This is a genomic window from Pantanalinema rosaneae CENA516 (assembly GCF_050753385.1).
Classification (GTDB): domain Bacteria; phylum Cyanobacteriota; class Cyanobacteriia; order Leptolyngbyales; family Leptolyngbyaceae; genus Pantanalinema; species Pantanalinema rosaneae.
The window spans coordinates 30,585-42,609 of sequence record NZ_JBLZFZ010000041.1 but is presented as its reverse complement, the minus strand read 5'-3'; the positions used below and the strand labels follow the sequence as shown (position 1 = coordinate 42,609).

General features: G+C 49.4%; 9 protein-coding genes and 1 tRNA gene. 5 read left to right on the top strand and 5 right to left on the bottom strand.

Features of this window, described 5'->3' with window-relative positions; translation table 11 throughout:
• Positions 1 to 190: 190 nt before the first annotated feature.
• The 3 genes from ACN4EK_RS21405 to ACN4EK_RS21395 form a co-directional block, all read right to left on the bottom strand.
• Positions 191 to 661 carry an ABA4-like family protein gene (locus tag ACN4EK_RS21405; protein WP_431660234.1) on the bottom strand — a complete coding sequence of 157 codons (471 nt, stop codon included), beginning with the start codon at positions 659 to 661 and terminating at the stop codon, positions 191 to 193.
• 218 nt (positions 662 to 879) lie between these two features.
• Positions 880 to 3,102: a pentapeptide repeat-containing protein gene (locus tag ACN4EK_RS21400; RefSeq protein ID WP_431660233.1), complete on the bottom strand. Its 2,223-nt coding sequence runs from the start codon at positions 3,100 to 3,102 to the stop codon at positions 880 to 882.
• Positions 3,102 to 4,106: a zinc-dependent alcohol dehydrogenase family protein gene (locus tag ACN4EK_RS21395; protein ID WP_431660232.1), complete on the bottom strand. Its 1,005-nt coding sequence runs from the start codon at positions 4,104 to 4,106 to the stop codon at positions 3,102 to 3,104. Before ACN4EK_RS21395 ends, ACN4EK_RS21400 begins: the two co-directional genes overlap by 1 nt.
• 94 nt (positions 4,107 to 4,200) lie before the next feature.
• Between ACN4EK_RS21395 and ACN4EK_RS21390 the strand changes: the two genes are divergently transcribed.
• The 3 genes from ACN4EK_RS21390 to ACN4EK_RS21380 all read left to right on the top strand — a co-directional run bounded on the left by ACN4EK_RS21390 (position 4,201) and on the right by ACN4EK_RS21380 (position 6,877).
• Positions 4,201 to 5,193, top strand: a complete 993-nt coding sequence (locus tag ACN4EK_RS21390; RefSeq protein WP_431660231.1) for a TIGR04168 family protein — start codon at positions 4,201 to 4,203, stop codon at positions 5,191 to 5,193.
• 111 nt (positions 5,194 to 5,304) lie between these two features.
• On the top strand, positions 5,305 to 6,672 hold the full coding sequence (locus ACN4EK_RS21385) for a GIY-YIG nuclease family protein (RefSeq protein WP_431660230.1): 1,368 nt from the start codon (positions 5,305 to 5,307) through the stop codon (positions 6,670 to 6,672).
• A gap of 121 nt (positions 6,673 to 6,793) precedes the next feature.
• Positions 6,794 to 6,877, top strand: a tRNA-Ser gene (locus ACN4EK_RS21380).
• A 17-nt stretch (positions 6,878 to 6,894) separates the two neighbouring features.
• Here ACN4EK_RS21380 and ACN4EK_RS21375 read toward each other — a convergent pair.
• A complete protein-coding gene (locus tag ACN4EK_RS21375; protein WP_431660229.1) occupies positions 6,895 to 7,833 on the bottom strand; it encodes a phosphoribulokinase in 939 nt (312 codons plus the stop codon).
• A 301-nt stretch (positions 7,834 to 8,134) separates the two neighbouring features.
• Between ACN4EK_RS21375 and ACN4EK_RS21370 the strand changes: the two genes are divergently transcribed.
• Positions 8,135 to 8,890: a 2-phosphosulfolactate phosphatase family protein gene (locus ACN4EK_RS21370; RefSeq protein ID WP_431660228.1), complete on the top strand. Its 756-nt coding sequence runs from the start codon at positions 8,135 to 8,137 to the stop codon at positions 8,888 to 8,890.
• Between the two features lie 220 nt (positions 8,891 to 9,110).
• Here the strand turns inward: ACN4EK_RS21370 and petH are convergent, their stop codons facing one another.
• Positions 9,111 to 10,340: a ferredoxin--NADP reductase gene (petH, locus tag ACN4EK_RS21365; protein WP_431660227.1), complete on the bottom strand. Its 1,230-nt coding sequence runs from the start codon at positions 10,338 to 10,340 to the stop codon at positions 9,111 to 9,113.
• 652 nt (positions 10,341 to 10,992) lie between these two features.
• On the opposite strand from petH, the gene ACN4EK_RS21360 reads away from it, so the two are divergent.
• Positions 10,993 to 11,997, top strand: coding sequence for a phosphoribulokinase (locus tag ACN4EK_RS21360; protein ID WP_431660226.1), 1,005 nt, complete (start codon positions 10,993 to 10,995; stop codon positions 11,995 to 11,997).
• The last annotated feature ends 28 nt before the right edge of the window (positions 11,998 to 12,025 follow it).

Sequence of the window (12,025 nt, the reverse complement as noted above, 5' to 3'; positions counted from 1 at the left end):
ATCGCATTGATTGTTCACTGTCTTCAAGATATAGCTTGACTTTTCCGTATTGGACTGGCTTCCTCCAGAAGGATGAGGGCAGAGGGGTGGGGCAGGTGGGGTGATGAGGTGAGGGAGATGGGGAAAATGGGGAGGATAGGGCAGGTCAGGAAGATAGGGTAGGTCAGAAAGATCCGGGAGGAAACTTCAATTATTCTCCAGTGGGCGAAGCGGAGGTAGTTTCAGAAGGGGTAGGGGTTTTCATGACAAAGGTGGTTGTGATCCAGGTGGTGACAATATGGGACAGTAAGCCCAGTGGACCCGCGAATAAACAAAGTGCCAGGGAATGCACTGTCCACACGCCGTTTTTTTGACCTTCCCAGTAGATCCAGCGTCCGACGAACAGATCCATTACCAAGAAATGTGCCCAACCTGTCGCTGCCGCTCGTTCTTCGCCAAAAAAGCGGGCAATATCTGCCAACTTGGGATTCGACATGGCTTGGGCGGTTTCGGGAGTCAGGCTGCTGGAAAGCAGATAGAGATACAAAGCGGCAAGCACAATAAACGGGATATAGGATGCCATCACCCGTTTTGTGATTTCCCAGTTTGGTAACAGAATCATTAATGCCCAGAAGGGCAAGACAAACAGGTTAGCTAGATCAAATAATTGCGCGATCGTCATAAAGCACCACATCAAGCGAACAGCAACAGCCTCTCATACCTTAGCTGGGACTGCCAAATGATGGTTGCTAAGGATCACGAACTAAATAACCTGAACAACTGCAACCTTCTACCTGTACGGGCGCGGCATTCGGCAGAGATTTCTGGAACAATGGCAAGGTTTTTTTACCGAATGCCACGCCCCTACGCAAGGAATTACAGCTTATTAAATTTGCGATCCTAACGGAAGTAAATCAGCAGATTAAGTCCGGGAATCGTGCGGGAGAGTGTCCAGAGTGCCAGGGCAATATAAAGAATACCGAGTGACCACTGATACCAGACCAACGCAGTGATTAATCCCGGCAAATGGGTATCACGCAACCGAATGTCGTTAAACCCCAGTTTCATCAAGTTATTCAGGCTGAAATCAAAGTAATTGAGCCAGTTCCAGCGGCGATCCCAGAGGATGGGTAAATAGCGTTTGCGGAAGTCTTCAAATCGAGGAATGATCGGCAAGCGACCAATCACAATCCGGAGTTGGCGCAATGTGCCTTCTTCCATGAAGTAACTGACATCCATCTGCGAATGGTAGCGTCCCCGGTAGTACAGCACAACCAACAGAATGGTCGGCAGAAGAACCACGATCGCCCCTAAACTAACGAGCGCCAACCAGGGATGTTCTGCCTGATGAAACAATTCCATCAATCCCCAACTGGATAGCACCGTAAAGCCACTTGATACCCAAATCGTTTCAGCGACCGTAGGCACGATCGGGTGGGGAGTCAGCCGTCGCCAGCGATCGATCAACCAGAACACCACGCCAAAATAGGCGATCGCTAACAAGCCGACGGCAAACACTAATCGAAAGTCACTGCCGTACCGACTCAGGAGCAGCAGCAAACTCAGACCCAGACAGTACAGTCCCGTCGAAACGCGGTTAAACGCTTCACGGCTGGGTGACACCCGTTCTCTGGCAATCATGCGATCGCGGACATTAATATAGGTTGCCAGGTCAATTTCGGGCAATGCCAGAATTTCGGTCAAATTCCGAAACGGTTGTTGGCTACGTTGTTGGACGATCGCCCTGGCTTGCTGGCTGGAAAATCCACTATGTTCCAGTTGCCACAATGAGGCGGCATTCAGATTGATGCCAAATACCTGTTGGCGTAATTCCTTCAGCCGTAAGCGTTCGCGGGTATATTCCAGTTCGTTGGCATCGGCAATTTGCTCTAACCGCCGGAAGTTGCGGACTAACTCCCGTAATAAATTTTCATTGCCTTGCAAGGTTGGGACAGAAATCACGCGACCGATCTGCCCTGGATTCCCGACAATTTTGGCGCGATCGGAGTCAAATCGCAGCCCCGGCACATTCAGATAAGCGCCTTGCGAAAATCCGGCATAGCCGAAATCTGCCCGATCCAGAATGGTGGTTCCCCGCAAATTTACCGGGCGATCGAACTGCACCTCGCGGAACATCGCCGCCTGTTCAAACACCGCATCCGGGAGAAACAGAGCTTGGCTAAAGCGACTGCGGTTAAACAATACTTCCTGTTTCCAGATGGTTTGGGCAAAGTCGGCATTGCCTAACCACTGGACTCGGGTGAAATTGGCAGGCTGGGTAAAGGTGGCGCGATTAAAGTTGGCGGTTGCCTGAAATTCGCTGCTCTGGAAGGTGACATTGCCCTGAAACTGCACTTGATCAAAGGCGGCGCGATCGAAAAAAATGCTGCTACGGAAGCGAACATCCCGGCTAAAACTGGCTCCGGCAAAACTGGTGGGTCGGCTAAACCGGGTTTGTGACCAGTCTGCCAGTTGCAAAAACTGCGCTCCCTGTGCCTCTAACGGATTCAGGAAAAAGGTATTGCTAAAGTCGGCGACCTGAGTAAACCGGGTACGGGTTAATTTAACGCTGCCGCGAAATACCGTGATTTGCAGGGATGCCGTTTGCATATCTGCCTCCGATCCAGTCGATAGCAACGACTGGGATAGGGCACTGAGACGAGAGAGCCGACGCCGATCGCGCTGAAGTTGGGCTTGCTCGGCAGGGGTGAAGAGGGGCGACAATGCCTGCCCAAACAGGGGCATCCGTAATCCCAGTTGGCTGATTTGAAAATCCCCTTGAATCACGGCATTACTGAGATCCAGTCCGATCGGAGTCCCAGGTTTCTGGAGTTGAGCCTGTACTAACCGATAAAACTGATCCCGAAAACTGGCATTGTCTGGGCGTAAATCAATCACCAATCGCCGCAAATCGATCATAGGGATGCCATCGCTCTGAATTGGATGGCGTAAGCGTTCCTGCAATAATTCCCCGGTTAACACGAGACGATCGCTCACCGTAGCCGATGGCTGGTCGGCGATCGGCGCTGCCCAAACAGGTTGGGGCATGAGGCGAATTGACAGCAACAGCCCGACGATCGCAACCAGTAGCATTAACCCATGAACGAAGCGGCGATCGAGCATTACGCGTCTGTTAGTAAGACTAATTTACCGATCATGGAGCCAGCTTCCAGCGATCGATGGGCGGCTGCCGCTTCGGCAAGGGGAAATGTGCGGTTAACCTGAATTTTGAGATCCCCTTGATCAATCAAGCGGGCACACTGTTCCAGAATTTTGGCTTGTGCCTGCTGTTCTGCCACCAACCCTTGCCACATGGGGGTCAACATCAATTCCAGGCTGATCCGTTGATTTCGTGTCCGGGCAACTTTCCAACTGGTATCGGCGGCTGGCTCCAGAATGGTGACAATATCGCCGTAAATCTGCACTGCCGGAAACGTTTGCTCGAATAATTTCCCACCGATCGTGTCGAATGCCAGTTCCACACCCTGCCCATCCGTCCATGCCAGGGTTTCTTGAACAAAATCACTTTGTTGGTAAAAAATTACTTTCTCAGCCCCCCACTGCCGGACTAAATCCGCTTTATCAGGGGTACTGACGGTGGTTGCCACTCTAGCCCCCTGGAGCTTTGCCAGTTGGATTGCCACATGCCCGACTCCTCCGGCTCCCGCATGGATCAATACCCGTTGTCCTGCCTGTAACCGTCCCCGATCGTAGAGGGCTTCCCAAGCCGTAATCAGCACCAACGGCGCGGCGGCGGCTTCCGCAAAACTGAGGGACTTTGGCTTAGGGGCAGCAAATCGTTCATCGATCGTTGTCCATTCGGCATAGTTGCCCTGATGTCCCCCCAGTCCACCATTACAGAAGTACACCTCATCCCCAACGCGAAAGCGGGTTACGGCAGATCCAACCGCTTCCACCACTCCCGCTCCATCACAGCCTAAAATGGCGGGCATACGATCGGGGTAAAATGTCCCACGCTGGCGGAGTTTAATGTCGATCGAATTGACACCCGCTGCCTTCAATCGCACGAGTAATTCTGTGTCCTGTTGTAAGGTTGGTGGTGGCACATCCCGCAGTTGCAAAACGTCGGGTGCTCCTGCCTGGGTCATCAACACTGCTTTCATCATTCCACCCTCTATCCGAAGCTAGTTATTCAGAATACTCTGCCTTCAGCTTCTCTCAACTGCTTTATCTTGGATAGAGATAGACAACGGTGAACTCATGGCTGACTGGCAGGACAACGATCGCGCTCAAATCCCCTACCTGGAGCGAGACACCCCCACCCCCCAACCAACCACAACCTCCGCCACCGATCGCCGCCTGACGATCGCAGTGGTTGGCGATGTGCATGATCAATGGGATGCCGATGATGAGCGAGCGTTGCAGCAGTTAGGGGTAGATCTGGTCTTACTGGTCGGCGATTTTGGCAATGAAGCGGTGGATGTGGTGCGATCGATCGCGGGGATGAACCTCCCGAAGGCAGTGATCCTGGGCAATCATGATGCCTGGTATAGTGCCTCGCCCTGGGGGAAGCAACAATGTCCCTACGATCGCCAGAAGGAAGATCGAGTCCAGCAGCAATTGGATCTCCTGGGAAGTGCCCATGTTGGGTATAGCAAATTGGATTTTCCCAAGTTAAATCTTACGGTGGTGGGCGCTCGTCCCTTTAGTTGGGGTGGCTCGGACTGGAAAAATGCTAGTTTTTATCGATCGCGCTATGGCATTAGTGGCTGGAAGGAGTCCACTGCCCAAATTGTCGCCGCTGCCCGATCGGCAACCTGTGAAACCGTGATCTTTTTAGGACATTGTGGCCCCACGGGATTAGGGGATTTACCCGAGTCTCCCTGTGGACGCGATTGGCAACCTTTAGGGGGCGATTATGGTGATCCGGATTTTGAGCAAGCGATCGCCCAGGTTCGGCAAGAAGGCATGTCCATCCCGCTTGTCACCTTCGGGCACATGCACCATCATCTGCGCCACACCAAACAATATCTGCGGACTTCATTCATGGCTGCGGAGGGTACTATCTATCTCAATGCCGCCCGTGTTCCCCGCATTATCCACACAGGTAACCAAACCCTGCGAAATTTCTCCCTGGTGACTTTAGAACGAGGAATAGTGACTCAGGTGAAACTTGTTTGGGTCGATCGGGATGGAATAATTTCTACTGACGAAACTATTTATAAACAGGAACATGCTGTAAAAAATCGATAGAAAAAAACTTTACTTGAGTTTTTAGAAATTAAATAGTGAACCTGATACCAAGAGGGAATACTGATTTAGCTACGTTAATTCAATCAGTCAATCTTACTTAAGGTAATTAGCATGACCTGCGGCATTTATCAGATCACTAATCAAGTCAACGGTAAATTCTATATTGGTCAGTCTCGCAACATTAAGAGAAGATGGAGACAGCATATAGGAGGTCTAGACAAAGAAAATGCTTTACAACGTGGTAGCTATCCCCTTAGAGCAGCATTTAAAAAGTATGGATTGAAGCAGTTTAAATTTGAGATTATTGAAGAGTGTGGTGAAGCAGAACTACTTGAGCGAGAATCTTTTTGGATTGAAACGGTTAAGCCACAATACAATTGCAATCTGTGGACTCCAGGTAAAGGAAAACCGAAAGATAAAACGCATCAATCCTGGATACAGTACCACAAATATAATGAGCTAGGTCATATACCTGGTGAGTTGGAACTTGATAATGGTGAAGGCGACCCTGAGTTGGCGGGTTTATCAACTGGGAAGCGAGCTATTCTAAATGCTAAAGGTGATACTGCTTATTTAATTGTTGGTATTGGCTATAAACCCCAACAATATTATCTCCTATATAGATTTACAGTTGAGGAAATACAGATTAGAGAAGATGCAGTCGATCAAAAAGGCTCAATGTCTTATGATGCATTTGGTAATGGCTGGTTTATCGATCCGCCCCAATTACTTAATTCCCCACAATTCAATGAATTTCAAAAATACTGTGGTAATTTCGCCTTTGGTCTAATGGCGGTTGATAAATCTCCTTATCTCAAAATTTTAGAGGAGTTGTCAGAAAGATATAAAGCAAAAGAAGTTGATTTCTCTAAATATATAGAAGATTTTTATACAAAAGTGTTAGAGACTAATCCAAATGAAGTCTCTTTAGTTGATAAAAGAGGAATAGCTCGTCACTTGGCTATTTCACTTTATCCTGATGAAGCCGCTTTAGTCTTAGCAGGTGGCTACACTAAATTTGTGTTTTTCGGTGTTACAAATGCTGTTGCTAGCTATAGAGGTAGGTTATTGATTCATAGCCTAGATTTCTATGAGAAGTTTACGGATCAAAGGTTTCAAGAAAACTGTCTAAGTATTTTAGAAAAGCTTGGATATAGTCAGGAAACGTTTCCTAGTCACGCAATTCAAGGATGGGTGAATGTTGATAATATTTTTCAATATGACCAGCAAAGCTTTGCTCTAGATCAAGATGCTCACGGACAAGGGGATGATCTAGATTTATGTAGGCAAATGCGTGGATTTTCTAGTGATTGCGAAGTATGGTGTGTTGAGATTAGTCAACCTATAACTCTTGACCAACCAATCCCTTTAAATGAACTAGAAGATGTTCAAGAAGGAGATCCTTGGTTTCCCTGTAAGCATGAACTGAAAGCTTTTAAGCTTGCACTTGAGAATGTTGTGTATGAACAGGAGAGCTAGGTTGTTGACCTAAAACTCTTAGATACCTGTAAAATCAAAAAAGCAATCAAGCCATGATTATGGAATGACTGCTAAAATCAAGCTGCTGGGAAAGTTAGCTATCCCAAGTGCTGAATAGCCTGGAGAGGTGGCAGAGTGGTCGAATGCACTCGACTTGAAATCGAGCAGGTGATGAGCCTCGCGGGTTCGAATCCCGCCCTCTCCGTTGAAAGTTCTAATTGATTACCCTTGTTGGGTTGCCCGCAGCATGTGATAGGTCACAAGCAGTTGCGTGATTGCCAGTGGGTAGCTCTGGATTGATTCGCCCGTCGTGCCCACCACCTGACCTAGTTCTGGGTTCACCTCACGATCGCAGACCGTCCGTAAATTGGGCATCTCATTACACATGAAATGCTCTAGTTCCATCACCTGTCCCTCGGTCGCGTGTCCATCCACCTCCAACACATCCACCGGCTTACCCATATCGCGATCCAACCCTAACCGAATGGCGGCTTTAGAGTAGGTGGTGGTATCACAACTCACTACCTGAGTCAGATCAGGATGGGGAATATTCGGACGCAGGACTAAGCGCACATTCAAATAGCCTTGATTAGCAGCAGCAGCATCCGGTGGGTAAAACGTCACAACAATATCTGCCCATTGCCGTTGGGGTCGAATAAATTGGTCGGAGTCTGGTTCCCGCTTCTCCAGTTCTGCCAACACTTGGGCTTCCGTATAGCCGCGTTTCTGGGTATCGCGCTTGACCTTCCACTGGGCACGTAATTCTTCGGGGGGAGCCAGATAAACTTTGACATCGTAACAATCCCTTGCCCCGCGAGTGGAATAGCCCAGGAGTCCCTCTACAATCACAAAGCGACTGGGTTTAATATACTCTGGAGCTTCAAATGTGCCAGAGTTGTGGCTATAAATCGGCTTCAGAATTGGTTGTCCGGTGCGTAACAGCGACAAATGCTGCTGCATGATGTCCAGATGGTTACAGTCGGGATGGAGCGCTGTAATGCCCAGTTCTGCCCGTTGTTTGCGATCGTAGCGGTGATAATCATCCGTACAGATGATCGTGACATTCTCTCGTCCTAACACTTGAGCAATCCCTTTGGTAAGGGTGGTTTTCCCCGCCGCACTGTCGCCAACAATACCAAGAATAATCGGGCGATGGGTCATGATTCCTCCGGACTTCTAAAAGTCATTGCAGCAAAGCGCACTAAATTGGATTATTTTATGAAGGAATAGGAAGGGAAGCAATCTGGCTGAAGAATCACCTCTTCGGATTAGATTCCATATTTTTGGGCAGACTGAGTCAATGGATGGTATTAGGGGGGATACCTTACCCGATTACTATTCCGCAAGAGTTCTTTTATTATCGGTAATGCTGGACACTGGCTAGCCCTGATTCCGCTAGAGTTACGGTGTGCCCATTTCCGGTCTTTTTATCCATCACTGATAGCACGTTCCTTCCTACCCTATGAAGCTATTCGTTTTTCATACCCCTGAACTTACCCCTACCGAAGCAGCACCCGACTGCGCGATCGCAGTGGATGTATTACGGGCTACCAGCACAATGGTGACTGCTTTAGCGGCAGGTGCCGAAGCGGTTCAGGTATTTAGCGACCTGGATGAATTGATCCAGGTGAGTCAGAACTGGGTACCCGAAAAACGCATTCGGGCAGGTGAACGAGGCGGCTCTAAAGTTGCCGGATTTGACTTTGGTAATTCCCCCTTAGATTGCACTCCAGACCGGGTTCAAGACTGTCGCCTGTTTATCAGCACTACTAACGGTACGCGTGCCCTCCAACGAGTCCAAGCGGCTCCTACGGTGCTAGCGGCTGCCCTAATTAACCGCCAAGCGATCGTGCAATACCTGATCGAACACCAGCCAGAAACCGTGTGGATCGTTGGCTCTGGTTGGGAAGGCAGTTTTTCCCTCGAAGATACTGTCTGTGCCGGGGCGATCGCCGATCTGCTGCTAACTGAACTGGGCTACTCACTAGATCAACTGGCGGGAAATGATGAGGTTGTTGGGGCAGTCAGCTTATTCCAGCAATGGCGCGATCGACTGTTGGATCTGCTGCAACTGGCAACCCACGGTCAACGGCTCCTGCGATTGAATTGCCACGAAGACCTGAAATATTGCTCCCAGACTGATATTCTCAACGTCGTCCCGATTCAACGGGAGCCAGGAGTTTTAGTCAGTAACAAGTTGCTCGTAGGAGTGCATTAGCGGCGATCGCTACTTAAAGTCATTTCCAGAAGAATTTATCCCCACGGATTGTAGGGGTTTGGCATTCGGTCAATCGTCTTTCCAATTGGTTAGAGAGGATCTGCCGAATGCTAAACCCTTACAGGGGTAATCTGTTTCTCAAACATCTCCTAAGCCATGAGAAAGGGGCGATCGCGCGATCGCCCCTAGAATTTATCGAGAATTGATTAAATCGTTGTTCCTAGTAGGTTTCAACGTGCCAACGACCGGCTTTCTTCATTTGGCGTTGGTAGTCTTTCCATTCGATGCCATGCTTGCTGGCTTCTCCACCTAACGCCGCATCAATGCCATCTTCCATGCCCTTCAAACCGCAGATGTAGGTATGGGTTCCGGCATATTGCATTCGGCTCCATAACTCCTCGGCATGTTCAGCCACCCGATGCTGGATGTACATTCTGCCGCCTTCTGGATTCTTTTGCTCCCGGCTAATGGCGTAGGTGATCCGGAAGTGGTCAGGATATTTCTGTTGCAGTTCTTCTAATTCTGCTTTGTAAAGAATGTTGGCAGAGGTGGTAATCCCAAAGATCAACCAGGCAAAGCCTTTGAATTGGTAGTCGGGGTTGGCTTGCCGTTCGGCATCCTTAAACATCCGCCACAGGAAGGCGCGGAAGGGAGCAATCCCGGTGCCCGTTGCCATCATAATCACGGTAGCTTCTGGATCGCTGGGCAACAGCATTTCCTTCCCGGTCGGTCCCGTGATCTTGACTTCATCACCGGGCTTCAGGTTGCAGATGTGGGTCGAGCAAACCCCGTACACGGTTTCGCCGGTTTCAGGATGCTTGTACTCTAACTGGCGCACACAGAGGGACACCGTTTTGTCGTTCATGTCATCGCCGTGGCGGGTGGAGGCGATCGAGTACAACCGCAGCTTTTCGGGCTTGCCGTTCTTGTCCACACCGGGAGGAATGATGCCGATACTTTGACCTTCTAAGTACCGCAGGTCACTGCCAGACAGGTCAAATTTGACATGCTGACACATGCCAATGCCGCCTTCGCCAATCAACGACTCGTTGGAAATACACCGCCCAATAAATGGATTGTTCGGACGATAGATATTCACGGGAATATCGAGCTCAGCTTTAGCTTGAGTCATGGGTTTACTCTCTTGTGCTTGCTGTGTACCCTTGCTCTGATTAGTGTCAGGGGTAGCTGAGCTCCGTGTCTGTTCTAGGGGAACGTTTCCATCGATCGGTTGAATGCTGACAATTTTGCCGCCCATGCGGGTGATCTGCTGCATCACCTCATTCATCCGGCTGTAGGGCACATTAATAAATGTGCTGCCACTCTGGCGAATGGCATAGCCTTGTTGATCGGTGTCGCCACTTTGACGCAGACCTACCACTTCATAACGAAAAACACGGTTTCCAGATCCGGTATTGGCAGCACTGCCTGCTGCACTTAAGTTGTACATGTTGCCTACTGTCTCCGAAGTTAACCTAACTTAACATCATGCGGTAATGTGACCATTTTGCCCAGTCCATCCCTCTCTATAGAGTAGGGACTGAAGCAACCACAATCACGCTGATGCCCTGGGTTCATTGACCCACAACCACATCCGATCGCTGGCATCAACCTTGAATTTTGCTTGGATAGGACAATTTCGCCATGCTGCAACCGATCGCACGACCGTCCGGTGTCATAACTTGCCCTAATATCCTTATAGACCAGAAGGGAACCAAAACATTGATAGGATAGTACGACTAAGTGAATTTCTTTATCTTTAAAGTCCCCATTGCCTTTAGCATAGGTACTAAAGTCGGATCTGCTAATTCACCTTCCGCCTTGTAGGAACACTCCCGTTTTTGGTAAGATCGAGCCCAAACGGTAGTATTAAATACCTACCAGGTAGAATTTGGGTCTGTCTCGGTGGGTAGCGGGTTTACTGTAACCATCGATTAAGGCTAAATTCTTGGAATGTGCTGCGTGAACGCCTGAAGTAACAGCAACCTTTGAGGTGACTACAGGGCGATCGCGTCTAGAGCCGACAAAGGATTCCAACGGATCGCAAATTTGCAGACTTAACACTTAGCTAAGTAGATAACCCTTTCGATAAGAGGAAACCTATGACCAGTAAGCCAGACCGTGTGGTTCTGATTGGCGTTGCCGGTGACTCCGGGTGTGGCAAGTCCACCTTTTTACGTCGAATTACGGATTTGTTCGGGGAAGACTTCGTCACCGTAATTTGCCTGGACGATTACCACAGTCTGGATCGGGTACAACGCAAAGAAACCGGCATTACAGCGCTTGACCCCAGAGCCAATAACTTTGACCTGATGTATGAGCAAATTAAAGCTCTGAAAGAAGGCAACTCCATTCAAAAGCCGATCTACAACCACGAGACTGGAAAAATTGACCCCCCTGAGTTGATTGAGCCGAATCATATCGTGGTGATTGAAGGGCTTCACCCCCTGTACGACGAGCGGGTACGAGGGCTGCTTGATTTCAGCGTTTACCTCGATATCAGCGATGATGTCAAGATTGCCTGGAAGATTCAACGGGATATGTCCGAGCGGGGACACACCTATGAAGATGTATTAGCGGCAATCAACGCCCGTCGTCCTGACTTCCAAGCCTACATCGATCCTCAAAAAGGCTTTGCGGATGTGGTGATCCAGGTACTGCCGACTCAATTGATTCCTGGGGACACCGAGCGGAAAGTGCTGCGGGTACAGATGATTCAACGGGATGAGGTCGAAGGATTCGAGCCTGCCTACCTGTTTGATGAAGGTTCCACGATCGACTGGATTCCCTGCGGTCGTAAGCTAACCTGCTCCTACCCCGGCATCAGAATGCACTACGGCCCTGATACTTACTACGGGCATAGCGTCTCCGTTCTGGAAGTGGATGGTCAGTTTGACAAGCTGGAAGAAGTAATCTACATCGAACAGCACCTCAGTAAGACCTCGACCAAGTACAGTGGTGAACTGACGGAACTATTGTTGCAACACCGGGATTACCCCGGATCTAACAATGGTACTGGCTTGTTCCAGGTATTGACGGGTCTGAAAATGCGGGCAACCTATGAGCGCTTAACCGCTAAGAAAGCTGAATTAGCAGCGAAAGCGTAATGGGATGACTGGGGCAGAGAGGGGAAAT

Bases quoted from the DNA above. Each gene is read 5' to 3' on its own strand.
- ACN4EK_RS21385 (WP_431660230.1), top strand. From the start codon at position 5,305: ATGACCTGCGGCATTTATCAGATCACTAATCAAGTCAACGGTAAATTC.
- ACN4EK_RS21360 (WP_431660226.1), top strand. From the start codon at position 10,993: ATGACCAGTAAGCCAGACCGTGTGGTTCTGATTGGCGTTGCCGGTGAC.
- ACN4EK_RS21405 (WP_431660234.1), bottom strand. From the start codon at position 661: ATGACGATCGCGCAATTATTTGATCTAGCTAACCTGTTTGTCTTGCCC.
- ACN4EK_RS21375 (WP_431660229.1), bottom strand. From the start codon at position 7,833: ATGACCCATCGCCCGATTATTCTTGGTATTGTTGGCGACAGTGCGGCG.
- petH (WP_431660227.1), bottom strand. From the start codon at position 10,340: ATGTACAACTTAAGTGCAGCAGGCAGTGCTGCCAATACCGGATCTGGA.
- ACN4EK_RS21390 (WP_431660231.1), top strand. From the start codon at position 4,201: ATGGCTGACTGGCAGGACAACGATCGCGCTCAAATCCCCTACCTGGAG.
- ACN4EK_RS21370 (WP_431660228.1), top strand. From the start codon at position 8,135: ATGAAGCTATTCGTTTTTCATACCCCTGAACTTACCCCTACCGAAGCA.
- ACN4EK_RS21400 (WP_431660233.1), bottom strand. From the start codon at position 3,102: ATGCTCGATCGCCGCTTCGTTCATGGGTTAATGCTACTGGTTGCGATC.
- ACN4EK_RS21395 (WP_431660232.1), bottom strand. From the start codon at position 4,106: ATGATGAAAGCAGTGTTGATGACCCAGGCAGGAGCACCCGACGTTTTG.